Genomic DNA, 23,976 nt, shown 5'->3' with positions numbered 1-23,976 from the left:
GGAGCCATCTGGCTCCCTTTTCGTTTTGCTTCAGTGTCCGCCTTAGGCCGCCTGACTCTGCGCCGGCGCATCAAACTCACTGCGGGTCTGGTAGAGCAGCTCGAGGTTGTTGTGCTGCCAGGGGTGGAAGTCCGCTTTGAAGAAGTCCAGATAGGCACCGATCAGCGGGCGGAATACGCCTTCCTTGCCCCACATCCACTGCAGGCCGTCGCGCCAGACCCGCCAGTTCCACAGCAGGCCATCTTGCTTGAGCATATGGATCAGGCCGCGACTGGTGTCGAGCAGAAAGAAGAAGGTGCCCATGCGCATCGCCCGGCGCAGCAGCTTGCGGCTGCCGCAGACCTGGTTGTACACATCGAAGGCCACCGCTTTGTGTTCGGTTTCTTCCAGCGCATGCCAGCGCCACAGACGCGCCATGGTCGGGTGCGCGCCGGCCATATGGCGCGGGTCCTTGAGCAGGCCGTCGGCCATGATCGCGGTGATATGTTCCAGCGCCGCGGTGGCTGCCAGTTGGCGCTGCGGCGAGAACTTCTTCTGGGTGAAGCGGATGCGCGCCTGGGCGCGCTTCTCGATACGGGTGATGTCGTAACCCAGGTCGCGCAGGCGGTTGCTGTATTCCAGGTGCTCGCGGCTGTGGTGGCCTTCCTGGCCAATAAAACCGCGGATCTGTTCTTTCAGCACCGGGTCGTCGATCTGGTCGCGGAAGTGTCGCACCGAGTCGATAAAGAAGCGTTCGCCGTCGGGGAACAGCACCGACATGGCATCGAACAAATGGCTTTTGAAGGCATCGCCGCTGTGCCAATGGCGCGGCAGTGGATTGGGGAAATCGAAATCCATATGCCGTGGACGAATCTGCAAACCTTCCGGGGTAGTGCTGACCATGCTGACTCCCTGAGTCTCTGACTGAGCATGCTTGCACTATGGGTTCGCCAAGTCGGCTGGCAAAGGTTCACAACAGCCAATGTTTCGGTCATTTATGGCCATTAGTGCTGTTCTGTTGTCTTTGTATGGCCGTTTGCAGGGCCTGCGGTGCCTGGGCTCAAGGCCATTCATAAGGCTTTGCAGCGTCTATCTTGGGCATGCGCAACGCGCTGAGTGCCACTGCACGGTCGGGCCAGCGCCAAACCTTCGGATGTGGCAGCACATCGACCGCTTCCCTGAAGATGACCGCACGCCGATTAAGCCATTGCTCGTGAGCTGTACTGCGCGACCGATTTGGCACCATGGTGCATTTATGCGCTTGCCGGGTTTTGTCGAACAAGGTTATCGTCGAGAAAAATGGTCATATCTGGCCAACTACTAATAAGAAACCCATGAAGCCATCACTCAATTTCAATGCCGAACTGGTTCCGGTCGCTTATGCGGCGGCCCTGCTGGATCTGGTCGAAGAGCTTGGCGTGCCACGCGCCCAGCTGTTTGCCGAGGCGCGGGTCAGGCCCGAGGTGCTGGGCAATCCCCAGGGGCGTTTGTCCTTTAGCGATTTCACCCAGCTCACCAGTTGTGCCCTGCGCTTGTGCGATGAGCCGGCGCTGGGGCTGCTGCTCGGCCAGCGGCTGAATGTCTCGACCCATGGCATTCTCGGCTACGCGGTGCTGTCCAGCGCCAACCTGGGCAAGGCCATGCAGTTTGCCCTCAAGTATTACCGGGTGCTGGGCCTGACCTATGAACTGGAGATGGTCGAGCAGGGCGAGCGGGTCGAGTTGCGCGCCAGTGAGTCGCTGCCGCTGGGGCCACTCAGCCGGTTTGCCGCCGAAGGCCTGCTGACCAGCCTGTACACCATCGCGCGTTTCCTGGTGGGCGAGCGTCTGCAGGAGGTCGAGGTGGGTTTTGCCCACGCCGCGCCGCATTACGCCGAGCGTTATGAGCGGATGTTTGGCGCGGCGGTGGCCTTCGATCAGCCCTATCACCGCCTGAGCATGCCGATCGCCTATCTGGACCGGCCGATGGCGCTGGCCAATCCGGCCACGGTGCAGATGTGCGAGCAGCAGTGCGAGGCGCTGCTGGCCAGCCTGGATGTGCAGGACGGCCTGCTGACCCGCGTGCGTCGCCTGCTGCTGGCGCGCCCCGGGGACTTCCCCGATCTGGCCAGTGCCGCCGATGCCCTGCACACCAGCGGCCGCAGCCTGCGCCGGCACCTGTCGAGCATGGGCACCAGTTACCAGCAGGTGCTCGATGAGGTGCGCAAGAGCCTGGCCCTGCAATACCTCACCACCACCCATCTGCCGCTGTATGAGATCGCTTACCTGCTGGGTTTCAGCGACCCCTCGAATTTCCGCCGTGCGTTCAAGAAGTGGACGGGTAAACTGCCCAGCGATTACCGCACTGAGGAATAACCATGAGTTCTGCCGCAATCCCGACCCTGATCCGCGAAACCTTCCCCGTCGGGCCTTTGCAGTGCAACTGCACGATCATCGGCGACCCGCTGACCAAGAAGGCCATCGTGGTCGATCCGGGTGGCAACCCCGAGCACATCATGGCGCGCCTGGAAGCCCACGGCCTTAAGGTGGTGAGCATCATTCATACCCACGCGCACCTCGATCACTTCCTGGCTTCCGGGCAGATGAAGGAGCTGACCGGCGCGACCCTGCATCTGCACAAGGACGATCAGTTCCTCTGGGACAACCTGGAAATGCAGTGCCGCATGTTCGGCGTGCCTTACACCCCGGTGCCGGCCCCGGACCAGTGGCTGGCCGATGATGAAGAGCTGGCCTGTGGTTGCGGCGTGGCACTGCACACGCCAGGGCATACGCCAGGTTCGATGAGCTTCTGGTTCCCCCAGGACAAGCTGCTGATCGCCGGCGACACCCTGTTCAAGCGCGGCATTGGTCGCACCGACCTGTGGGGCGGCGATTACCCGACCATCGAGCGTTCGATCAAGCAGCGTCTGTACAGCCTGGATGAGGACGCGACCGTGGTCACCGGGCATGGCAGCGACACCCGGCTGGGCGATGAAATGCGCGAAAACCCCTTTGTGCGCGCTTGAGTCCAGGGAATCTTCCGCGCGTCGCGCGCTCTAACCTCTGCCAACTTGTCTGGCGACGAACACTGCCTCGGGAGCTCCAACCATGTTTACCCCTTCACGCTTGATCCTTGTCGCCGCCTTGGCCGCGCTGGTTACAGGCTGTGCCTCGCCCAATCCCTATGACAACCAGACCGCTGCAGAGCCGTCCGGTGGCATGAGCAAAACCGCCAAGTACGGTGGCCTGGGTGCTCTGGCCGGCGCGGTGGCCGGTGCGGCGATCAACCATGACAACCGCGGCAAGGGCGCGCTGATCGGCGCTGCTGTGGCCGGTGCGGCTGGCGCGGGTTACGGCTACTACGCCGACAAGCAGGAAGCCGAGTTGCGCCGCAGCATGGAAGGCACCGGGGTGCAGGTCGAGCGCCAGGGTGACAATATCCAGTTGATCATGCCCGGCAATATCACCTTCGCCACCGATTCGGCGGATATCGCCAGCAACTTCTATAACCCGCTGAACAACCTGGCCAACTCGTTCCGTCAGTACGAGCAGAACAGCATCGAGATCATCGGTCACACCGACAGCACCGGCAGCCATGCCTACAACATGAGCCTGTCGCAGCGCCGTGCGCAGAGCGTGGCCAATTACCTGTTTGCTCAGGGCGTCAATAGCGCCCGGGTCAGCACCCGTGGAGCAGGCCCGGATCAGCCGATTGCCAGCAATGCCAACGAGGCAGGGCGTTCGCAGAACCGTCGGGTGGAGATCAACCTGCGCCCCTTGCCTGGCCAGCAATAACCTTCGCAGTTGTACAAGAGGCCCCGTTCTGGGGCCTTTTGCATGCTGAGCGCCGCCGGTCGTGCGATTCGACTGACGCAAAATCCTGACTAGACTGCTCAACATCTGCTCCGCAATCCGCGTGGCGAGTGGGTGCCCTCGCGCTGATTGCAGTGGGCACAGCAAGGATCAGGAGCGCTCATGGACGACACCCCGCCGGTTTTTCCCTCGCGTAAGCCCTGGGTTCCTCTGTTGGTCACCTTGTGTCTGCTGGCCGGCCTGAGCGCCCTGGTGAGTTGGCAGTGGCTGGTGCTGGGGGCCAATAACCGTGAAGAGCAGGACGCCCGCTTCGCCCTGGCGGTGGATGGCGTCGAGCAGAGCGTGCGCGAGCGCATGCTGGCTTACGAGATGGTCCTGCGCGGCATGTCCGGGTTGATGGCCGGCAGCAGCGATGTCTCCCATGACGAGTGGCAGCGGGCGGGTGATCAGCTGCAACTGCAGGAGCGCTATCCAGGCATTCAGGCCCTGAGCTGGAACCGTTATTTGCGCGGTGCCGAACTGGACCGCTACGTGCAGTTTGCGCGGGCCAACGGGCGCCCGGATTTCCAGGCTTTTCCGCCGGGGCTGCGCGATGACTACCTGATCGTCGACTTCATCAACCCGCTGGATTGGCGCAATCGGCGGGCTTTGGGGTTCGACATGTATACCGAGGCGACCCGTCGGCAAGCCATCAGCCTGGCGCGCGACAGCGGTGAAGCGGTGTTGACCGGGCCACTCAAGCTCAGGCAGGAAACCGAGCAGGCCGTCCAGGCCGGGTTGATCCTCTACCTGCCGGTGTACCGCCAGAATGCCCCGCAGACCAATACCGAGGAACGTCAGGCGGCAGTACAGGGCATGGTCGCCAGCACCTTCCGCATGGCCGACCTGATGCAAGGCATTCTCGGCAGCAGCAGCGAGTTGTTCTGGGTCGAGCTGGTCGACAGCATGGATGCTGCCAGCCCGCTGCTTAAACTGACCTCGGCAGAGGCCCGGCTGTCGCGCTTTGAGGCGCAGCGCACGCTGAATATCTATGGCCGGACCTGGCAGCTCAAGGTCAGCAGCACGCCCCAGTATGAACAGGCGGTGCACAACAACAGCCTGAATGTCGGTCTGGTCAGCGGTTTGCTGGCCGCGCTGCTGCTGTCCTTGCTGGTCGGTGGTTACCTGTTCCTGCGTGAGCGGACGCTGGCCAGCAGCGAGCGCCTCAATCAGGGTATGCGTGAACGTGAAGAGCGCTTCCGCCTGGTGATCGAGGCCTCACCCAACGCCATCGTGCTGGTCGATAGCCGCGGCCTGATCGCCATGGTCAATCGCCAGACCGAGCTGATGTTCGGCTATACCCGCGCGGAGCTACTGGGTGAGCCCGTAGAAAAAATGTTGCCGGAGTCCATCCGCAAGGCTCACGTCGGCATGCGCGAGAACTTCCAGGCCGCGCCGGAGCCGCGGCGCATGGGCGGTAATCGCGAGTTGTTTGGCCGTCATCATGATGGCCGGCAGATTCCCCTGGAGGTTGGCCTGTCGCCAATCCGCGCTGGCAATGAGGTGCTGGTGCAGGCGGTGATCATCGATATCAGCGAGCGGCGTGCGGCCGAGGAGCGTTTCCGCCTGGTGGTCGAGGCGTCGCCCAACTCGATCGTGCTGGTCGATGGTCAAGGTCTGGTGGCCATGGTCAATCGGCAGACCGAGCTGATGTTCGGCTACCCGCGCGATGAGCTGCTCGGTCAGCCCGTCGAGCGCCTGCTACCCGAGGCCCTGCGCAAGGCGCATCCACACCTGCGCGAAGGCTTTCTCAATGACCCGGCACCACGGCGCATGGGCGGCAACCGTGAGCTGTTCGGCCAGCACTGCGATGGTCATCTGATTCCGCTGGAAGTCGGCTTGTCGCCCCTGCGCAGTGGCACCGATGTGCTGGTGCAGGCGGTGATCATCGACATCAGTGAGCGCAAGGCGGCGGAGCAACGCCTGCGCGACCAGGCCGAGCAGCTGATTCTGGCCAATCGCTACAAGTCGGAGTTCCTCGCCAATATGTCCCACGAGCTGCGCACGCCGCTCAACAGCATCCTGATTCTCAGCGACCAGTTGCGCCAGAACAGTGCCGGCAACCTGACCGAGAAACAGGCCAAACATGCCGATATCGTGCACCGTGCCGGCAGTGATCTGTTGCAGCTGATCAACGATGTGCTCGACCTGGCCAAGGTCGAGTCCGGGCGCATGCAGCTGCGGCTGGAGCCGTTGAACATGCAGGACATCCTGGTCGAGCTGGATGCCAGCCTGCGGCCAATGGCCGAGATCAAGGGGCTGCACCTGCGCACCCAGTTGGAGGCCGGGGTGCCGCGGGTGATCCACAGTGACCGGGTGCGCTTGCACCAGATCCTGCGCAACCTGCTGTCGAATGCCTTGAAATTCACCGAGCACGGCGAGGTCAGCCTGACCGTGTCCTGCGCCGCTGGCGAGCCGGAGGGCGAGCACGAGCTGCTCTGCTTCAGCGTGCAGGACAGCGGCATTGGCATTGCGGCCGAGCAGCACGAACAGATCTTCCAGGCCTTCCAGCAGATTGACGGTTCCACCAGCCGGCGTTTTGGCGGTACCGGTCTGGGCCTGGCCATCACTCGCCAGTTGGTATTGGCGATGGACGGTGAAATCAGCCTGCAAAGCGCGCCGGGGCAGGGTTCCTGCTTTAGCGTGACGCTGCCGGTGCGCGTCATGGCGCAGGTGCAGAGCGAGCCCGACACTGAGGCTCCGCTGCGAAGTGGCGAAGGCCCGGCGGTGTTGATTGTCGAGGACGACAGCAACTTCGCCTCGGTGCTCGCCGACGAGGCGCATGCCCACGGCTTTTCCAGCGTGCATTGCCGCAGTGGCGTGCAGGCGCTCAACCTGTTGCAAGGCGAGCGCTTCAGTGCGGTGATCCTCGATATCCTGCTGCCGGATATCAGTGGCTGGCAGCTGTTCCGTCGCCTGCGCGGGCAAGCCAACCACCGCAGCACGCCGGTGCATATCATCTCCTGCGTGCCGCAGCCGATGGATTGGAACGACGATGGCACGCGCTACCTGGTCAAGCCGATCCAGCGTGCGGACCTGGAACAGGTCTTCGTCGATTTGCAGCAACTCGGGCAGGTGCCGGCGCAGAGCCTGTTACTGGTGGAGGATGTCGAGGTCGAGCGCGAGCACTACCGCAATCACCTGCAGCAGCTGGGGTTCACCGTGCAGGCCTGTGCGCGTGCTGACGAAGCGCATCAGGCCTATGCCCAGGGCGCGTTCAACGCGTTGGTGATCGACCTCGACTTGCCCGATCAGGATGGTTTCGAGCTGTTGGAAAGCCTCGACCGACATCGCCCGCTGAACGGCACGCGGGTGGTGATCAATACCGGGGTCGACGTGACCCGCCAGGCCTTGCAGCGACTGCGCCGCTACAGCGCGGTGGTGGTGCACAAGCATGGCGAGGACATGCAGGAGCTGAGCGAGGCGGTGCAGGGGTTTCTCGGTGGCGTGCGCGGTCCGGAGCAGAGCCTGGCGACACCGCGAGCGGAGAACCCGCTGGAAGGCCGGCGCGTGCTGCTGGTGGATGACGATGTGCGCAATGTCTACGCCCTGACCGCGCTGCTCGATGAGGTGGGGCTGCACATCACCCCGGCCAAGGATGGTCTGGAAGCCATCGACTGTTACCTGCGCGAACCCTTCGACCTGATCCTGATGGACATGGCCATGCCCAATATGGACGGCTATACCGCCACCGGGCTGCTCAAGACCAAGCACGGTTGCAATGTCCCGATCATCGCCCTGACCGCGTATGCGATGAAGGGCGATCGGGAAAAATGCATCACCGCCGGTGCCGACGATTACCTGGCCAAGCCTGTCAGCCGCGATGCCCTGCTGGGCATGCTGGTGCGCTGGCTGGCCAGCGCCGATACACCATCGCGTTCGGCCGCGGGCTCCGGCCTCACGCAGTAGTTTTACCCTGGCCTGCTAACCTGAACCACAACAGGAGCCGTCAGCGCGGCCGCCAGGGACAAGGGAGAGCTCAATGGCACACCTGCAGACGAAGGTCGAGCCCAGTACACAGATTCTTCTGGTAGTGGATGATCGCGCGGAAAACCTTGAAGCCATGGAAGCGCTGCTGGAACAGGGCGACTGGCAGCTGCGTTGCGTCGACTCTGGCGAGGCGGCCTTGCAATGCCTGCTCGAAGAGGATGTCGGCCTGGTGTTGCTGGATGTACAGATGCCGCGCATGGATGGCTTCGAGGTGGCGCGGCTGATGCGTGGCAACCCGCGTACCCGTTACACCCCGATCATCTTCGTTTCCGCCATCGCGCAAACCCAGGACGCGGTACTCAAGGGCTACGCCACCGGCGCGGTGGACTTCATGCTCAAGCCGTTCGACCCCAGCGTCTTGCGCCACAAGATTCATGCCCTGCTCGAGCACGAACGCCATCGCAGCGAGCTGCTGCAACTGACCCAGCAGCTGGATTCGGCGCGCGCCTTCAATGCCTCGGTACTGGACAACGCCGCGGAGGGCATCATGGTGGTCGGCGAGGACGGCCGCATCAACTTCGCCAACCCGGCCATGGCGCGCATGCTGCAGGGTTCGCTGAGTGATCTGGAGGGCAGCGAGATGCTGTCCTACCTGGTCAATCCGCAGGTGACCTGCGAGTGGCGAATGTCCGAGTTCTATCGGCACTGGCGGCGGCATGAGGCCTATCGCCTGCATGACGCCAACCTGCGCACGCTCAATGGCGGCCAGGTGCCGGTGGCCTTGTCCTGTTCGCCTTTGCCGCGCCTGCAACATGCCATGGTGATCATGGCCCTGGATATGTCGGCGGTGCGCGACCTGCATCAGCAGTTGGAGTCGCAGGCGATTACCGATTCCCTGACCGGCCTGCTCAACCGTCGCGGTTTCTACCAAGCACTGGATTCGGCGCTGGCGCGGATCGATCGCAGCGGCCAGCGCATGGCGGTGTTGTACCTCGATCTGGATGGTTTCAAGCGCATCAACGACTCGCTCGGCCATGATGCCGGCGACCGTCTGTTGATACTGGTGGGCGAGCAGCTCAAGACCAGCTTGCGCCCATACGACAGCCTGGCGCGCATTGGCGGTGATGAGTTCACCGCCTTGCTCGACAGCCTGGAGCACCCCGAAGATGCCGCGCGCATCGCCGAAAAGCTGATCGAGCAGGTGTCGGTCAGGCACACCCTTGATGGCGTCGATGTGACCCTGGGCGCGAGTGTCGGCATCGCCTGCTTCCCCGAGTGCGGGCAAACCGTGGAGGGCTTGCTGCGGGCGGCGGATATGGCCATGTACGAGGCCAAGCGCGCGGGCCGCCAGCAATATCGCTTCTTCTCCTCGGAAATGAACGGTCGCGCCCGCTCGCGCCTGATGCTCGAGGAAAGCCTGCGCAGCGCCATCGAGAACGACGACTTCGTGCTGGTCTATCAGCCGCAGATCTACCTCGAAAGCGGTCGCCTGCGCGGCTTCGAGGCCTTGTTGCGCTGGCAGCACCGGGTTGCCGGTACCGTTGCGCCGGGGGTGTTTATCCCGCTGCTGGAAGAGACGCGGCTGATCAACCGCCTGGGCAGTTGGATCTTCCAGGCCGGCGTCGAGCAGTGCCGGCAGATGAGCCAGCAGTTTGGTGCCGAACTGGTGCTCAGCCTGAATGTCAGCCCGGTGCAATTCGGTATGCCGCAGCTGGTCGAGGACCTGCGCCGGGTGCTCGAAACACACCAGTTGAACCCGCAGCAGCTGGAGGTGGAGGTCACCGAAAGTGCGCTGATGCAGGATCTGGAAACCAGCCAGGAACAACTTCGCCAGCTGCGCCAGTTGGGGGTGAAAATCGCCATCGATGACTTCGGCACCGGTTACTCGTCACTGGCCTACCTGCGCCATTTCGAGCTGGATACGCTGAAGATCGACCGCCTGTTTATTGCCAATATGCTCGACTCGCCACGCGACGCCGCCGTGGTCAGCACCATCATCGACCTGGGGCGCAACCTGGGCCTGGAAGTGATCGCCGAAGGGGTGGAGACCATGGCCCAGCGCGATTGGCTGGCGCAGCACAACTGCGCCATCATGCAGGGCTTTCTGGTCGCACCGGGGCTCAGCGCCGAGCAGGTCAAAAGCTTTCCCGCGCAGCTGGATTGGCACAACCTGCCGCGCAATGAAAAGCCCGCCGGTTAGGCGGGCTTGAGCCGAGGCGTCTGGCGGCGCTTCAGCGCGCCGGGAAGCGCCGCTTCAACTCATCGAGCTCGGCATCCTTGTCCAGCCACAGTTGGTTGACCCACTGCTGGAACTGCAGGCGGTAGGCTTCGTCCTGGTCGTAGTTGCCGCCGATAAATTCCTGGGGAATTTCCAGTTCCTGAACGCGCACCACCACCTGGGTGATCAGCCCGCACAGCAGATCCCAGAAGCCCGGGTTGCCTTGTGGGTAGTGGATGGTGACGTTGATGATGCTGTGCAGTTGCTCGCCCATGGCATCCAGCACAAAGGCAATGCCTCCGGCCTTGGGCTTGAGCAGGTGCTTGAACGGCGATTGCTGCTGCGCATGCTTGGCCGGCGACAGGCGCGTGCCTTCGAGGAAGTTGAACACCGACACCGGGTTGGTCTTGTAGCGCGCGCAGGCCTTGCGCGTGGTGGCCAGATCCTGGCCGCGCTTTTCCGGGTGCTTGGCCAGGTATTCCTTGCTGAAACGCTTCATAAAGGGGAATTCCAGCGCCCACCAGCACAGGCCGATCACCGGTACCCAGATCAGCTCGCGCTTGAGAAAGAACTTTAGAAAAGGAGCGCGCCGGTTGAGCTGGTATTGCAGCACCAGAATATCCACCCAGCTCTGATGGTTGCTGGTCACCAGGTAAGAGTGCTGTTTATCGAAGCCCTTGAGCCCTTCAACGTCCCACTCGATATGGCCGACCCAGTCCATCCAGAACTTGTTGGTGGAAATCCAGGCTTCGGCACTCGCGTGCATCAAAAAGCGCAGCAGGCGGTGCACCGCCGGTATGGGTAGCAGCAGTTTCAGCAGGGCGAAGATAAACAGCGGCCAACACCAGAACAGGGTGTTGAGTGCCAATATCAGGCTTGTGAGCAGGCCACGAAGCGGGGCGGGCAGAAAGTGCATAGGGGGCAGATGCCTCCAGAAGGTGGGCGCTTGGCCCGGCTTAATCTATGCCTGTGGTTTGCCACCACAGATCGGTCGGTGCACAGGTTAACGTCTGTGCACTGAACTGCAACCCTTTCGAAACGCTGGTGATCGCCGTGGATCGCCACATTTTGCCGCTATTCGCCGGGTCGGGTCGGTTTGAGCCGGCCCAGCGGCGCGGCTTACTCGGGCAGATCGGCCGCCTGAATCGCGGTCAGGGCGATGGTGTAGACGATGTCATCGACCAGCGCGCCGCGTGACAGGTCATTCACCGGCTTGCGCAAACCTTGCAGCATCGGCCCGACGCTGACGCAATCGGCGCTGCGCTGCACCGCCTTGTAGGTGGTGTTGCCGGTGTTCAGGTCGGGGAAGATAAATACCGTGGCGCGACCGGCCACCGGGCTGTTGGGGGCCTTCTGCTTGCCGACGCTTTCGATCGCGGCGGCGTCGTATTGCAGCGGGCCGTCGAGCAGCAGTTGCGGGTTGCTCGCCTTGGCCAGGCGGGTGGCTTCGCGGACCTTTTCTACTTCCTCGCCACTGCCGGAGTCGCCGGTGGAGTAGCTGAGCATCGCCACTCGCGGAATGATGCCGAAGGCGCTGGCCGAATTGGCGCTTTGCAGGGCGATTTCTGCCAGCTCCACCGCAGTTGGGTCGGGGTTTACCGCACAGTCGCCGTACACCAGCACCTGATCCGGCAGCAGCATAAAGAAGATCGACGACACCAGCTTGTAGCCGGGCGCGGTCTTGATCAGCTGCAGCGCCGGGCGAATGGTGTTGGCGGTGGTGTTGATCGCCCCGGAAACCAGGCCGTCGACCTCATCCAGGGCGAGCATCATGGTGCCCAGCACCACGGTGTCTTCCAGCTGTGCGGCGGCCATCGGCGCGTTCAGACCCTTGCCCTTGCGCAGCTCGACCATGGGCGCGACATAGCGCTCGCGGATCAGATCCGGGTCGAGAATCTCCAACCCTGGCGGCAGCTCGATGCCATGGACGCGTGCGACCGCCTGCACGTCTTCGGGTTTGGCCAGCAACACGCAGCGGGCAATGCCACGTGCCTGGCAAATGGCGGCGGCTTGCACGGTGCGCGGCTCGCTGCCTTCGGGCAGGACGATACGCTTGTTCGCCGCCTTGGCGCGTTGTACCAACTGGTAGCGAAACGCCGGCGGCGACATGCGCAGCTCGCGCGGCGTACCGCAGCGGGCGAACAGCCATTCGTGGTCGATATGGCTGGCGACGAAGTCGGCGACTTTCTCCGCGCGCTCCTTGTCGTCGACCGGGATCTCCTTGTTCAGGCGGTTGAGGTTGGTCGCGGTGTCGTAGGAGCCGGTGCTCACCGTCATCACCGGCAGGCCGCCCTGCAGCGCGCCGCGGCACAGCTCCATGATGCGTGGGTCGGGGACGAAATCGCTGCACAGCAGTAGGCCGGCCAGTGGCATGCCGTTCATCGCCGCCAGGCTGGCGGCGAGGATAATGTCGTCGCGATCCCCCGGCGTAACGACCAACGTGCCGGGCTTGAGCAGCTGTACGGTGTTGGCCACGGCGCGGGCGCAGAGCACGATCTGCAGCATGCGTCGCTGCTCGCAATCGCCAGCATTCAGCACCCGCGCGCCGAGCAGGTCGGCGATGTCGCGGGTGCGTGGGGCATTCAGCTCGTCCTGCCAGGGGATGCAGCCGAGCAGGCGGAAATCGTCACTCTTGAGCAGCGGCGAGAGTTCTTTCAGGCGGTTGGCGAAGGCTTCGATGCCGTCTTCGCTGCGCACCTTGTTGAGGATCACGCCGAGCACTTTCTCGTCCTTCGGTCCGCCAAACAGCTGCGCCTGGATTTCCACCCGGTCACTCAATTCACTGAGGCTTTCCTGTTCCGGCGCGGAAACCAGAATCACCTCGGCATCCACACTCTTGGCCAGGTGGAAGTTGACCCGCGCGGCGTAGCTGGCCTGGCGGGTCGGCACCATGCCTTCGACGATCACCACGTCTTTGCCAGCGGCGGCCTGTTGGTAGAGGCTGATGATCTCTTCCAGCAGTTCGTCCAGCTGACCATCGCCGAGCATGCGCTCGACATGCGCCAGGGCCAGCGGTTTCGGTGAGTTCAGGCCGTGGGTGCGGGCGATCAGCTCACTGGAACGCTCCGGACCCATATCGCCTTGATGCGGCTGGGCGATGGGTTTGAAGAAGCCGACCTTGAGCCCCGCGCGCTCCAGGGCGCCGACCAGCCCCAGGCTGATCGAGGTCAGGCCGACGCCGAAGCCGGTGGGGGCAATAAAGAAGGTGTGCATAGGCGCTCCATGGTAGCAATCTGTGGGCGATCAGGCTTCGAGTAGCGCCAGGGTATCGAGGGCGATCTGCCGTTCTTCGTTGGTGGGCACGACCATCACCCGCGGGTGGCCATACGCCTGGATCGGCCCGGCGACGCCGCGGATGGTGCGGGCGTTGGCCGCTGGGTCGAGCGCCAGGTTGAGCAGCTTGAGGTGGGCGACGGTCTTGCTGCGGATCAGCGGTGAGTTTTCGCCGATTCCGCCGGTGAAGATCAGCCCGTCGAGCCGGGTCAGGGCACAACTCATGGCCGCCAGGGATTTGGCCAGGCGATAACAGAATACTTCGATGGCCAGGGTCGCACCGGCATGCCCCTGTTCGCGGGCCTTCTCCAGGCTGCGCATATCGTTGGACAGCCCGGAAAGCCCGAGCAGGCCACTGTCTTTATTCAACAAGGTTTCGATCTGTTCCAGGCTCCAGCCCAGGGTGCGCGCCAGGTGGCTGTGCAGGTTGGGGTCGACATCACCGCTGCGGGTGCCCATCACCACGCCTTCCAGCGGGGTCAGTCCCATGCTGGTGTCGCGGCTCTGGCCAGCCTCAATGGCGCAGGTCGAGCAGCCATTACCCAGGTGTGCGACCAGCCAGCTGCTGTCGCCAAACGACAGACCGGCCAGCTCGGCGGCGCGTTGGCTGACGAAGCGGTGGCTGGTGCCATGGAAGCCATAACGGCGCACGCCATGTTCGCGGTACAGATGCTCGGGCAGGGCATAGCGGTAGGCGTGTTCGGGTAGGGTCTGGTGGAAGGCGGTATCGAATACCGCGACCTGGGTCAGGCTGGGGAACAGTTTGATCGCCGCTTCGATGCCCAGCAGGTTGGCCGGATTGTGCAGTGGGGCCAGCGGCGCGGTGGCGCGAATCGCATTGAGGCTGGCGTTATCCAGGCGGCAGGCGGCGGTGAAGTGCTCGCCACCATGCACCACCCGGTGGCCAATGCCATGCAGTTCGCCACCTGCCGCAGCCTGCACCAAGGGCAGCACCTGAGCCAGCGCGGCGCGGTGGTCGGCACCTGGCAGCAACAGGCTTTGCTGGCTGCCGCCTTGTTGCCAATGCACTTGCGCCTCGGCGCTGCCCAGGCGCTCGGCCAGGCCACTCAAGGCAAAGTCCGGCAGCGCCTCGTTGACCAGAGCGAACTTGATCGATGAACTGCCGCAGTTGATCACCAGAATGTTGCGTGCCGACATTTACCGCTCCTTGTTCGAATCGTCATCCGCGCGTTCGGCGCTGGCCGCGCACCAACCGCAGGCGAAGGGTTTACCGATGCTGGCCTGACGCTGCACGGCGTCCAGCACCCAGGCGCGGTTCTGCCAGGGCGGCTGATGGCGCAGATGTTGAGTATGGCCGCAGGACAAGACTGCCACCCAGTGGCCGTGCTCGTCCTGACGAAAGTCAACAATGCGCGCCTCGGCCGCACTTGGCCGTCCGTCTGCGTGCGGTTCGCTTTCGCCCGTGCCCTTGGGTAAACTTGCCCGCTCTTTATTTCCAAGCAAAAGGTCTTGCCCCATGCTGATCGCCGCCAATAAGGCTGTCTCCATCGACTATACCCTGACTAACGATGCCGGTGAGGTGATCGACAGTTCCGCAGGCGGCGCGCCGCTGGCTTATCTGCACGGTGCCGGCAACATCATCGGCGGCCTGGAAAAAGCACTGCTGGGCAAGCAGGCGGGTGACGAGCTGGACGTGGCCGTTGAGCCCCAGGATGCCTACGGCGAATACAGCGCCGAGCTGGTAGCTACCCTCAGCCGTTCGATGTTTGAAGGCGTCGACGAGCTGGAAATCGGCATGCAGTTCCACGCTTCCGGCCCGGACGGTGGCATGCAGATCGTTACTATCCGCGAACTGGAAGGCGACGATGTGATTGTCGACGGCAACCACCCACTGGCTGGCCAGCGCCTGCACTTCAAGGTCAAGGTTGTCAGCGTGCGTGACGCCAGCGAAGAAGAGCTGGCCCATGGGCATATCCATGGTGAAGGCGGTCATCACCACTAAGGTTTAGCCTTATGTCGTAGCCGCGAGTCGACTTATGGTCGTATCAACTGCGGGCTCGGCTGCTAAGCTGCAACAGAAGAAAGGCGCCTTCAAATAGGCGCCTTTTTTGTCCGCCATGCGTAATTTGTGTGTTCTCAAGGAGTTAGCCATGAGTGCCTTTCACGACCTCAACCTGCGTGCGCTGGATGGCCAAGAGCTGCCGCTGGCACCCTTCAAAGGGCGGGTAGTGTTGGTGGTCAACGTGGCCTCCAAATGCGGCCTGACGCCACAGTACGCTGCGCTGGAAAATCTCTATCAGCAGTACAAGGCACAGGGCTTCAGTGTGCTGGGCTTGCCGTGCAACCAGTTTGCCGGGCAGGAGCCGGACAGCGAAGAAGCGATTCGCGAGTTCTGCAGCCTCAATTACGGCGTGACCTTTCCGTTGGGTAGCAAGCTTGAGGTCAATGGCCCCGAGCGCCACCCGCTGTACCGTCTGCTGGCGGGCGAGGGTGCCGAGTTTCCTGGCGATATCACCTGGAATTTCGAGAAGTTTCTGGTGGGCCACGACGGCCGCGTGCTGGCGCGCTTCTCGCCACGCACCACCCCGGATGACCCTACGGTGATTCAGGCCATCGAAAAAGCGCTGGGCTGAAAGCATTTCACGATCTTGCGAGCTAGAGATGAGCGGTGGCGAAAACGGCCGAGGAAGCGGAGTTTACGAGCTGTAAATGAGCATTCCGAGGCCGTTTTCAACGCCGTTCAGCCGACGCGCAGCAGATCGTGAACAGGCCATTTGCGCCAAGGCTGCGGACTAAGCCTGTATACGGCTTGTTCGTGGTCGAGCATCGCGGCTTAATCGGGCAACCTGCCGAGGATGTCCCCGATGAGCCTGTTTCCTGCCGACACTGCCATTTCCCCCGCCACTCCAGCCGCGCTGCGTGAGCTGATCGAGAGTCGCCGCGCGGTACGCCGTTTTACCGCCGAAGCGGTGCCCGATGAGGTGGTGCGTGATTGCCTGGAGCTGGCGGTGCTCGCGCCCAATTCCTGCAACCTGCAGCCCTGGAGTTTCCAGGTGATTCGCGATCCGGCGCTGCTGGCCCGTTTGCACCCGGTGTGCATGAGCCAGAACGCGGCCAAGGCGCCCTTGATCATTGCCGTACTGGCACGCCCGGATACCTGGAAACAGGCCTGCCAGAACATCATCGATTATTGGCCGGAGCCCGAAGTGCCGGCGCGGATTCGCAGTTTCTACAACAAGACCGCGCCCTTTCAGTACAACCAGGGGCCATTCGGCCTGCTCGGTCTATTCAAGCGTCAGCTGTTGCGCGTGGCGGCCTGGCGCAAGCCGCTGATGCGCGCGCCCAACAGCCAGGCGCAGATGCGCATCTGGGCGGTGAAGTCCACGGCATTGGCGGCGCAGAACCTGATGCTGGCCTTCCAGAGCCATGGCTATGCCACCTGCCCTATGGAAGGCTTCGATGAAGTGCGCTTGCGCAAGACCCTGAACATTCCGCGCCATGCTCTGCCGATTATGTTGTTGGCGGTGGGCAAGCAGGATGAGAAGGGCGTGTATAACCCGCGCCTGCGTTTTCCGTTGGAGCAGCACGTCACCTGGTTGTGAATCGTGGGCCGGGCCAGCGTTGTGCTTAGATCCTGGCCGGACTCTTACAGCACGCCGGCCTTTTTCCAGGCCAGATAACTGCTCACTAACTGTGGCCCCAATTCGCTTGGGCGCGCATCCAGTACTGGCACCTTGTGGGCGCTCAGGCGCTCGTGCAGGCCGGCGCGAGCATTCAGGTAGTCCAGGGTGCCGCAGTAATCTAGGGCTCCGGCGAAGTCCTGCACGGGTGTGTGGCGCAGGGTATCCAGCACTTCTTCGCGCAGGCTGGCGACCAGCACGCGGTGTTGGCGGCTCAGGCGTTTGACCGCCCCGAGCAGCGCCTGGTCGTCCTCGTCGCGCAGGTTGGTCACCAGCACCACCAGGGCGCGGCGGCGCTGGCGGCTGAGCAGGGCATCCACTGCGGCGGTGAAGTCGGCTGGTTGCTGGGTGCTGCGCAGGTCGTACAGGGCGTTGAGCAGTACATTCAGCTGCGCCTGACCTTTGACCGGGGCGAGGAAGCGGTTCTGCTCGCCGGCGAAGGTCGACAGGCCCACCGCATCGCCCTGGCGCAGCGCCACATAACTGAGCAGCAGGCTGGCGTTGAGGGCGTGGTCGAAGTGCGACAGCTCGCCGTCCTGGCTGCGCATGCGCCGCCCGCAGTCGAGCAGGAAGACGATCTGCTGGTCGCGCTCGTCCTGGTATTCGCGGGCAATCGGCGTGCGTTTGCGTGCGGTGGCTTTCCAGTCGATCTGCCGCAGCGTATCGCCGTCGCGAAACTCGCGCAGTTGATGGAATTCCAGGCCCAGGCCGCGGCGCTGGTGCTGGCGCACGCCGAGCTGGCTGAGCCAGTCGTCCACGGCCATCAATTGCGCGCCGTACAGGCGGGCGAAGTCCGGGTAGACGCGGGTTTCGCCGGCCAGCGGCAGATAACGCCGGGCGCGCCACAGGCGCATGGGACTGGGCAGGCTGATTTCGCACTGGGGGAAGTGGAAGTGCCCGCGCAGCAACGGCCGCACGCGGTAGTTGACCTGGGTCTGTTCGCCCGGGTGCAGATCGACCCTGAGCGGCAGGTGCTCGAAGGCCATATCGCCGGGCAGGTGGTCGAACACCTCCACTTGCAGTGGGCTGCTGTAACTGTGGTGCAGATTTAGCCGCACCTCGCTCCAGCGGCCCAGCGGTAAGTTGCCGGGCAGTTGGCGTTCGATGCGCGGTGACGGCAGCTGGCGCAGGCGCAGCGCGTCTACCAGCGCCAGGCCGAGCAGCAGCAACAGCAAGCCCCAGTAAATCGGGGTGAAGCTGCGCGGCACGGCAACGCCCAGGGCGCTGCAGATACCCAGCGCAATGCCGAGAGCGAACAGACCGGCGAGCAGCGCGAGCAACGCGCGCGAGGGTTTCATGCCGTAGTGCCTTTCAATGCGGGCTTTTTCCAGTTAGGGGTCATAGGCGCGGTGCCGGAACCTGGTCGAGCAGTTGTTGCAGCACCTGATCCACCGACAGCCCTTCGATATCCAGTTCCGGCGACAGCCGCACGCGGTGACGCAACACGGCCAGGGCGCAGCCCTTGATGTCATCCGGCAGGACGAAGTCGCCGCCGCGCAGCAGGGCGCGGGCACGGCCGCAACGGACCAAGGCAATCGAGGCGCGGGGTCCGGCACCGATGGCCAGGCCCGGCCAGCTGCGGGTGGCACGGGCGATGCGCACGGCGTAGTCGAGCACCTGCTCATCGATCGGCAGGTCGCTGGCGATCTTCTGCAGCGCCAGCACGTCGCGGGCCTGCAGCAGGGTGCGCAGCGGGGTAACTTCGAGCATGTCGGCTTTGCTCGAACGGGCGACCTGGCGAACCATGTTCAGCTCTTCGCTTTGCTCGGGGTAATCCATGCGCAGCTTGAGCATAAAGCGGTCGAGCTCGGCTTCCGGTAGCGGGTAGGTGCCTTCCTGCTCGATCGGGTTCTGCGTGGCCAGCACCATAAACGGCTGTGGCACGGCTAGGGCGCGGCCCTCCAGGGTCACCTGACGTTCCTGCATGACTTCCAGCAACGCCGCCTGGGTCTTGGCCGGTGCACGGTTGATTTCATCCGCCAGCAGCAGATTGGTGAATACCGGGCCCTTGCGCAGCTTGAACTGCTCGCTCTGCAGGTCGTAAACGGCGTGGCCGGTGACGTCGCTCGGCATCAGGTCCGGGGTGAACTGGATACGGGCGAACTCGCCGCCAAAGCAGCGAGCCAGGGCGCGTACCAGCAGGGTTTTGCCGAGGCCCGGAACGCCTTCGACCAGCACATGGCCGCCGGCGATCAGGGCGCTGAGCACGTCGTCGATCACCGCGGTCTGACCGATCAGTGCCTTCTGCAGCTCGGCGCGCAGGGTTTGCGCCAGCTGACTGGCGCGCTGGCGCTGAGCGTTCGGGTTGGCCGCAGCGGCTGCCGGTGCAACGGGTGCTGGGGCCGCAGCCGGTGTCTCGGTGACGGGCTCGGTGGTTACGGCAGCAGGTTCGATGGCGCTGTCCGGCTGTTCGGGGATGATTTCGCTCATAGGGCATTCCTGAGGGTTTGCAGGTTGGCGACCTGGCGGGTGAAGTCGGCGGCGGCCAGTCGCTGTTTGGGCAACGGTCGCATGGCTTGGCTGATAACGCTGGAAGGCTGGCGGGTCAGGCGGCTGAGCACTTGCCACTGCTCGGCCACGCCGAGGCGTTCAAAACCGGGGTGACGATGGCGGGCGCGGCGCTGAATATCCTGTTGCAGGCCTTGCAGCAGGCTGTGCTGGCCGTTGTGGCGGAGCAGGAAGTCGGCGCTGCCGCGCAGGTGCTCCTGCAGCTGGCGGCGATTGCGACTGCTGGCCGGCAGCAGTGGGCCCTGGCGCATGCCCAGGTGCCACAGGCCGAACAGAATCAGCAGTGTCAGGGCCGCCAGTGCCTGCGGGAAGTGTTCGAGCAGCAGGCTGAGCAGATCATCGCGGTCGGCGCGGTAGAGCAGCGTCACCTGGCTGTCCTGGGTCATGTACCAGAGCAGCCAGGCGTTGTCGTACTCGCCGATGGCCTGGTTCTGCCAGATCCAGCTGTCGCTGACCACGCTGATCAGGCCATCGCCATGGTAGAGCTGCAGCAGGTGCGTGGCCGCATCGCTGTTGGCCCAGGCGTGGGCGCGATTCTGCGCATCGTACAGATGGAAGTCGGTGTCGAAGTTGAAGTAGGCCGGCGCGTCTTCGTTTTCCAGGAAGAGCTGGGTCAGTTCCGGGTAGGTGTTGGCGGCGTCGGCCTGCTCGTCAGCGGCTGCCGGTTCGGTCTCGGCTACGGCCTCGCTGGCGGGTTCTGGTGGTTCTTCGTTGGCGCTGTCATCGAGCGGCTCGCCGCTTTCGGCGTCTTCTTCGGCGCTGGCGTCCTCGTCGAGTTCTTCGCTTTCGAATTGCTGGATGCCCAGGCTGTCGAGCAGCAGGTCGCCGCTCTTGCCTTCCTCTTCATCCCACAGGCGCTCGGCGACAAACAGCAGGTGGCCACCTTTGGCGGTCCAGGCCAGCAGGCGTTCGGCCTGCTTGGGTGTCATGCGGTTGCGGTCACCGAGCAGCAGCAGGGTCTGCCCGGCGCTCGGCAGGTTTTTCATGACGTCCAGGCCATCGGCACGTTGTACCTGCAGGCCCTGCTTGCGCAGGAAATGCTCGGCGGCCAGATAGGGGTTGGCCTGGGCCTCGGGTGCCGGGCCATGCTCGAGGGTTTCTTCATAAGGCTCGAGCTTGTTGAGGATATAGACCCCGAGCAAGCCGAGGCCGAGCAGCAGGGCGGCCGCGAGAATAAATTGGTTGCGCCGGGTCATGCCTGCGCCCCTTGTTCGAACAGGCGACGCCAGGCATTGCACAGGCCGTGCTTGAGCGCGGCTGGCGGCAGGCGATGGCCGTAGGCGAGGTTCTGCCAGTGGCGGGTCAGCGCCTGGCTGAAGTGGCTGAGGTCTTTTTGCTGCAGCGCCTGCACCAGTTGCAGCACTTCGGCTTCGGTGTGCGCACTTTTCAGTGGCAGGCGCTGTTCATGCAGCATGCGGCTGAGCAGGGCGCGATAGAGCAGGCCGAGGGCCGCGCGCGGTTGTTTATCCCAGAGCCGCTCAACTTCGCCGGGAATATCCGCGGGCAGGCTTTGCGGCGCGACTTCCAGGCCAAACAGCTGCTCCGGTGGCTGGTACTTGCGCACGTGTGGCAGGCGCAGGCGACCGGCGAAGGCACTCAGCCAGTCGCGGTAGCGCCACAACAGCCAGGCGATCAGGCTGAACAGGGCGGCCCACAGCAGCACCTCGAAGAACAAGGCCACGGCATCGATGCTTTTCCACAGTTCGGTGAGTTTGAAGAACTTTTCCAGCAGTTCGATCAGGGCCTTGGCGTCTTTTTCACTGGGCTCTTCAGGCTCGGGGCCGATCCGCCAGCGGGTGACTGTTTCGCGATGTTCGAAAGGGGGCTGGTCGAGCAGCTGGCCGATACTGTCCTGGGCGGCCTGGCTGTTCAGCGGTTGTTTGAGCAGACGCGGTGCTTGCGGGCCCATGGGGTCTTCGATCGGCAGTGGGCAACTGCTCTCTGCGGCCATGGCGCTGCCCGGCAGTTGCATCAGCAGCAGGCCGCAGCCCAGCAGCAGGGCATAGGCGATGCCGGTCAGGCGTTGGCGCAGCTGGCGAAATACCAGCTCGATGTCCCAGGCTTCGAGGGCAGTCCGCCGGTTCAGGTACAGGGTGAAGCCGCAGGCGACGTAGATCGGTTCCCAGACAATCAGCAGCAGGGCGTACAGCAGGTTGGACAGGTGTTCCAGCGACAGCCATTCGCCGGCGGCGGCATTGACCAGGCTTTGCCAGCTCCAGTCCAGCTCGATCTGCGCCGGCAACAGCAGATAGAACAGGCTGATCAAGCCCACCCAGAGCGCCATTTCCAGGTGCACGCCGACCACTGTCAGCCAGCTTGCGCCAGCGGCGTCGCGCTGGCCGAGCACCACCAGGCGCTGGCTACGCGCCTTGCCCGCAAGGCTTTCGAGCTGCAACACCGGCAGGTCGAAACTGCGCGTGGGGCTCAATCTGCGCCAGGTCAGGCTGGCCAGCAGTTGCGGCTTGAGCAGGCCAGGCAGGGCTTTTAGCGCCTGCTTGAGGCTAGGCGTCGCGCCGAACAGGGCGTGCGAGAGGATATACAGCGGCAGGCGTTCGTAAGCCGGTTTCAGCCACCAGAAGATCAGCAGGGCGATGCTCGGGTAATCCCACAGCAGCAGGCACAGCAGGGCGAAGATTGGCAGGGTCACCAGCGCCCAGCTGGCCATCAGCAATCCGGCATGTTGCTTGGCCAGCAGTACGCCGAGGTCGACGGCTTCCCAGGCGCTGCGCGGGCGAATTGCCACGCTGGCATCAGTCAGGCGCATGCGCATCTCGTCCGGCCAGCAGCAGATACGCTAATACCAGCAGCCACAGGCCGGCACCCACCCCGTATTTAACCATCGGGCTGGCCAGACTCATGGAGGACCAGTAGGCCTCGATAAAGGCGGCCAGCAGCAGAAACACGATGACCCCGCCGACCAGCCGTACGCTGCGGGCAGCGGCCAAGCGCAGGGCTTCACTGCGTGGCAGACGACCGGGTACCAGCAGCGCCCAGCCGAGTTTCAAGCCGGCGGCACCGGCCAGGGCGATGGCGGTCAGCTCGAAAGCACCGTGACCGATCACGAATGACCAGAAGGTCTCGCCATAGCCGATCTGGGTCAAATGGCCGGCCACTGCGCCAATCATCAGGCCGTTGAAGAACAGAAAGAACAGGCTGCCGAGGCCAAACAACAGGCCGCTGGCGAAGGTCTGAAAGGCGATGCCGATGTTGTTCATGATGTAGTAGCCGAACATCATCCAGTCGTCGCCGGAGTCGCGTTCACTGAAACGGCCGATGCGCCGGGCATCGGGGTCGTACATCTTTTCCATATTGGCGACCTGGTCGGGCGCCATCACCCCGTAGACCAGATCAGGGAAGTGATAGACCAAGGTGCCCATCAGCAGCAGGCTGCCGAAGAACAGCAGGCTGGAGGCGACGACAAAACGCCATTCGGCGCGGACCAAACGCGGAAAACCGGCCAGGATAAAGCCCAACAGTTGCCCACCCAGTGGGCTGCGATGGCGGTAGAACTGCTGGTGGCCACGCATGGCCAGTTGCTGCAGTTGCTCGATCAGGTGGCTGCTGTAGCCCCGACTCTGCGCCAGGGCCAACTGCTGGCATAAACGCCGGTAGTCGGCGGCAAAGCCTTTGCACTGCGGGCTGTCGGCCTTGCTGCGTTCGAGGGCGTCGAGCAGTGTGCTGAATGCCTGCCAGTCGGCCTGGTGCTGGTGTTCAAACAGGCTCTGTTTCATGTCGGCCCCAACAAGCCACGGGCAATGCCGTGGATCTGCTGCTCGGCGCGTTCGGCCGGTACTTGCAGCGAGTCGGCAAGAATCCCCGCCAGTTCCTGGCGGCGTGCACTGGACAGGCTTTCGGCGCGCTCGGCAAAACCGAGCAGGGCGCGCTGTTCATTGAGGCTCAAAGCCATGGGGGCGCGCAGGGCATCGGCCTCTGGCAGTTTCGGCGGCGGTGCGGGGAGATCGCGGTAGACCACCAGGGTGCCGGCTGCGATATCGCCGAGGCGCTTGAAGGCCGGGTGATTGAGGCAGCTGAGAATGCCCAGGGTGTAGCCGAACGGCAGCATGTCGACAAAACGCAGCAGGTTGCGCGTCAGTGAAGCCGCCCAGCCGATCGGTGTGCCGTCATCATGGATCACCCGCAGGCCCATCATCTGCTTGCCCGGCGAGCGGCCCTGATTGAGTACTTCAAACAGCACCATGTACCACCAGGTCACCAGGAATAGCAGAATGGTGCCCAGGCCCATGCCGAATTGCCCCAGCAGAGCCAGCACGGCAAATAGCACCGCCAGCAGCAGGCCGCGAATCAGCAGGTCGATCGCGAACGCCAGCGCCCGTGGCACTACGCCGGCGGGTCGCAGAATCAGGTCGATGCCTTCTGGTGTCTCCACCCGATAACGGGTGTCCAGCAGCGGGCACTGTGCGGGAGTAGGGGAGGTGGTTGAACTGAGTGACATCGGCAGGCTGCATCGAGGAAAGCCCGATGCTAGCCAGCAGCAGGCGGGTAGGCAACCGCAACAGCCAGTTACCCCGTGATATTCAGCGTCACGTCATGCGCGCTGCCATGCAGGCGCATGGGGTGTCAGCACTGGGGGGCGGGT

The 23,976-nt window shown here is 63.6% G+C and carries 19 protein-coding genes; 8 read left to right on the top strand and 11 right to left on the bottom strand.

All coding sequences use genetic code 11. The features are described 5' to 3' along the window. Positions 1-42: 42 nt before the first annotated feature. A complete protein-coding gene (locus WBK23_RS06995) occupies positions 43-882 on the bottom strand; it encodes a metal-dependent hydrolase (RefSeq protein ID WP_424483234.1) in 840 nt (279 codons plus the stop codon). 431 nt (positions 883-1,313) lie between these two features. On the opposite strand from WBK23_RS06995, the gene WBK23_RS06990 reads away from it, so the two are divergent. The 5 genes from WBK23_RS06990 (at position 1,314) to WBK23_RS06970 (ending at position 9,939) form a co-directional block, all read left to right on the top strand. After that, a complete protein-coding gene (locus WBK23_RS06990) occupies positions 1,314-2,333 on the top strand; it encodes an AraC family transcriptional regulator (RefSeq protein WP_424483233.1) in 1,020 nt (339 codons plus the stop codon). Positions 2,334-2,335: 2 nt separating this feature from the next. Continuing rightward, a complete protein-coding gene (locus WBK23_RS06985; RefSeq protein ID WP_424483232.1) occupies positions 2,336-2,983 on the top strand; it encodes an MBL fold metallo-hydrolase in 648 nt (215 codons plus the stop codon). An 82-nt stretch (positions 2,984-3,065) separates the two neighbouring features. Continuing rightward, a complete protein-coding gene (locus WBK23_RS06980; RefSeq protein ID WP_424483231.1) occupies positions 3,066-3,752 on the top strand; it encodes an OmpA family protein in 687 nt (228 codons plus the stop codon). A gap of 180 nt (positions 3,753-3,932) precedes the next feature. Continuing rightward, the gene (locus WBK23_RS06975) at positions 3,933-7,718 is read left to right on the top strand and encodes a response regulator (RefSeq protein ID WP_424483230.1); all 3,786 of its coding nucleotides are present in this window, start codon (positions 3,933-3,935) and stop codon (positions 7,716-7,718) included. Between the two features lie 73 nt (positions 7,719-7,791). Then, complete coding sequence (locus WBK23_RS06970; protein ID WP_424483229.1) at positions 7,792-9,939, top strand: putative bifunctional diguanylate cyclase/phosphodiesterase; 2,148 nt, start codon at positions 7,792-7,794, stop codon at positions 9,937-9,939. A 31-nt stretch (positions 9,940-9,970) separates the two neighbouring features. Here the strand turns inward: WBK23_RS06970 and WBK23_RS06965 are convergent, their stop codons facing one another. The 4 genes from WBK23_RS06965 to WBK23_RS06950 all read right to left on the bottom strand — a co-directional run bounded on the left by WBK23_RS06965 (position 9,971) and on the right by WBK23_RS06950 (position 14,739). After that, on the bottom strand, positions 9,971-10,873 hold the full coding sequence (locus WBK23_RS06965) for an acyltransferase (protein WP_424483228.1): 903 nt from the start codon (positions 10,871-10,873) through the stop codon (positions 9,971-9,973). A gap of 203 nt (positions 10,874-11,076) precedes the next feature. Beyond that, positions 11,077-13,170, bottom strand: coding sequence for a phosphate acetyltransferase (gene pta / locus WBK23_RS06960; protein ID WP_424483227.1), 2,094 nt, complete (start codon positions 13,168-13,170; stop codon positions 11,077-11,079). Between the two features lie 30 nt (positions 13,171-13,200). After that, positions 13,201-14,388 carry an acetate kinase gene (locus WBK23_RS06955; protein ID WP_424483226.1) on the bottom strand — a complete coding sequence of 396 codons (1,188 nt, stop codon included), beginning with the start codon at positions 14,386-14,388 and terminating at the stop codon, positions 13,201-13,203. Next, positions 14,389-14,739, bottom strand: coding sequence for a DUF3565 domain-containing protein (locus WBK23_RS06950; protein ID WP_424483225.1), 351 nt, complete (start codon positions 14,737-14,739; stop codon positions 14,389-14,391). Here WBK23_RS06950 and WBK23_RS06945 point away from each other — a divergent pair. The 3 genes from WBK23_RS06945 to WBK23_RS06935 all read left to right on the top strand — a co-directional run bounded on the left by WBK23_RS06945 (position 14,708) and on the right by WBK23_RS06935 (position 16,793). Further along, the gene (locus tag WBK23_RS06945) at positions 14,708-15,193 is read left to right on the top strand and encodes an FKBP-type peptidyl-prolyl cis-trans isomerase (protein WP_424483224.1); all 486 of its coding nucleotides are present in this window, start codon (positions 14,708-14,710) and stop codon (positions 15,191-15,193) included. The genes WBK23_RS06950 and WBK23_RS06945 overlap by 32 nt on opposite strands. A gap of 148 nt (positions 15,194-15,341) precedes the next feature. Beyond that, positions 15,342-15,824 carry a glutathione peroxidase gene (locus tag WBK23_RS06940; protein ID WP_424483223.1) on the top strand — a complete coding sequence of 161 codons (483 nt, stop codon included), beginning with the start codon at positions 15,342-15,344 and terminating at the stop codon, positions 15,822-15,824. 231 nt (positions 15,825-16,055) lie between these two features. After that, positions 16,056-16,793, top strand: coding sequence for a nitroreductase family protein (locus WBK23_RS06935; RefSeq protein WP_424483222.1), 738 nt, complete (start codon positions 16,056-16,058; stop codon positions 16,791-16,793). Between the two features lie 44 nt (positions 16,794-16,837). On the opposite strand, the gene WBK23_RS06930 is transcribed toward WBK23_RS06935, so the two are convergent. Genes WBK23_RS06930 through WBK23_RS06905 form a run of 6 tightly spaced genes read right to left on the bottom strand, consistent with a single transcriptional unit; the run spans position 16,838 to position 23,832 of the window. Further along, positions 16,838-18,169, bottom strand: coding sequence for a DUF58 domain-containing protein (locus tag WBK23_RS06930; protein WP_424483221.1), 1,332 nt, complete (start codon positions 18,167-18,169; stop codon positions 16,838-16,840). Between the two features lie 40 nt (positions 18,170-18,209). Continuing rightward, positions 18,210-19,301 carry an AAA family ATPase gene (locus tag WBK23_RS06925; protein WP_424483220.1) on the bottom strand — a complete coding sequence of 364 codons (1,092 nt, stop codon included), beginning with the start codon at positions 19,299-19,301 and terminating at the stop codon, positions 18,210-18,212. After that, complete coding sequence (locus tag WBK23_RS06920; RefSeq protein WP_424483219.1) at positions 19,298-20,575, bottom strand: DUF4350 domain-containing protein; 1,278 nt, start codon at positions 20,573-20,575, stop codon at positions 19,298-19,300. The genes WBK23_RS06925 and WBK23_RS06920 overlap by 4 nt, the downstream gene beginning before the upstream one ends. Beyond that, entirely contained in the window at positions 20,572-22,143 is a 1,572-nt protein-coding gene (locus WBK23_RS06915) for a DUF4129 domain-containing protein (protein WP_424483218.1), read from the bottom strand. Before WBK23_RS06915 ends, WBK23_RS06920 begins: the two co-directional genes overlap by 4 nt. After that, positions 22,130-23,110 (bottom strand): stage II sporulation protein M, encoded by a 981-nt coding sequence (locus WBK23_RS06910; protein ID WP_424483217.1) that lies wholly within the window; start codon positions 23,108-23,110, stop codon positions 22,130-22,132. The genes WBK23_RS06915 and WBK23_RS06910 overlap by 14 nt, the downstream gene beginning before the upstream one ends. Further along, entirely contained in the window at positions 23,107-23,832 is a 726-nt protein-coding gene (locus tag WBK23_RS06905) for an RDD family protein (protein ID WP_424483216.1), read from the bottom strand. Before WBK23_RS06905 ends, WBK23_RS06910 begins: the two co-directional genes overlap by 4 nt. Positions 23,833-23,976 lie beyond the last annotated feature (144 nt).

Origin of the sequence: Pseudomonas sp. (assembly GCF_049653025.1) — a bacterium.
GTDB lineage: Bacteria > Pseudomonadota > Gammaproteobacteria > Pseudomonadales > Pseudomonadaceae > Aquipseudomonas.
Note: the sequence above shows the minus strand (reverse complement) of the source record. Positions and strands in the feature narration are given on the sequence as shown.

Bases quoted from the DNA above. Each gene is read 5' to 3' on its own strand.
- WBK23_RS06995 (WP_424483234.1), bottom strand. From the start codon at position 882: ATGGTCAGCACTACCCCGGAAGGTTTGCAGATTCGTCCACGGCATATG.
- WBK23_RS06990 (WP_424483233.1), top strand. From the start codon at position 1,314: ATGAAGCCATCACTCAATTTCAATGCCGAACTGGTTCCGGTCGCTTAT.
- WBK23_RS06985 (WP_424483232.1), top strand. From the start codon at position 2,336: ATGAGTTCTGCCGCAATCCCGACCCTGATCCGCGAAACCTTCCCCGTC.
- WBK23_RS06980 (WP_424483231.1), top strand. From the start codon at position 3,066: ATGTTTACCCCTTCACGCTTGATCCTTGTCGCCGCCTTGGCCGCGCTG.
- WBK23_RS06975 (WP_424483230.1), top strand. From the start codon at position 3,933: ATGGACGACACCCCGCCGGTTTTTCCCTCGCGTAAGCCCTGGGTTCCT.
- WBK23_RS06970 (WP_424483229.1), top strand. From the start codon at position 7,792: ATGGCACACCTGCAGACGAAGGTCGAGCCCAGTACACAGATTCTTCTG.
- WBK23_RS06965 (WP_424483228.1), bottom strand. From the start codon at position 10,873: ATGCACTTTCTGCCCGCCCCGCTTCGTGGCCTGCTCACAAGCCTGATA.
- pta (WP_424483227.1), bottom strand. From the start codon at position 13,170: ATGCACACCTTCTTTATTGCCCCCACCGGCTTCGGCGTCGGCCTGACC.
- WBK23_RS06955 (WP_424483226.1), bottom strand. From the start codon at position 14,388: ATGTCGGCACGCAACATTCTGGTGATCAACTGCGGCAGTTCATCGATC.
- WBK23_RS06945 (WP_424483224.1), top strand. From the start codon at position 14,708: ATGCTGATCGCCGCCAATAAGGCTGTCTCCATCGACTATACCCTGACT.
- WBK23_RS06950 (WP_424483225.1), bottom strand. From the start codon at position 14,739: ATGGAGACAGCCTTATTGGCGGCGATCAGCATGGGGCAAGACCTTTTG.
- WBK23_RS06940 (WP_424483223.1), top strand. From the start codon at position 15,342: ATGAGTGCCTTTCACGACCTCAACCTGCGTGCGCTGGATGGCCAAGAG.
- WBK23_RS06935 (WP_424483222.1), top strand. From the start codon at position 16,056: ATGAGCCTGTTTCCTGCCGACACTGCCATTTCCCCCGCCACTCCAGCC.
- WBK23_RS06930 (WP_424483221.1), bottom strand. From the start codon at position 18,169: ATGAAACCCTCGCGCGCGTTGCTCGCGCTGCTCGCCGGTCTGTTCGCT.
- WBK23_RS06925 (WP_424483220.1), bottom strand. From the start codon at position 19,301: ATGAGCGAAATCATCCCCGAACAGCCGGACAGCGCCATCGAACCTGCT.
- WBK23_RS06920 (WP_424483219.1), bottom strand. From the start codon at position 20,575: ATGACCCGGCGCAACCAATTTATTCTCGCGGCCGCCCTGCTGCTCGGC.
- WBK23_RS06915 (WP_424483218.1), bottom strand. From the start codon at position 22,143: ATGCGCCTGACTGATGCCAGCGTGGCAATTCGCCCGCGCAGCGCCTGG.
- WBK23_RS06910 (WP_424483217.1), bottom strand. From the start codon at position 23,110: ATGAAACAGAGCCTGTTTGAACACCAGCACCAGGCCGACTGGCAGGCA.
- WBK23_RS06905 (WP_424483216.1), bottom strand. From the start codon at position 23,832: ATGTCACTCAGTTCAACCACCTCCCCTACTCCCGCACAGTGCCCGCTG.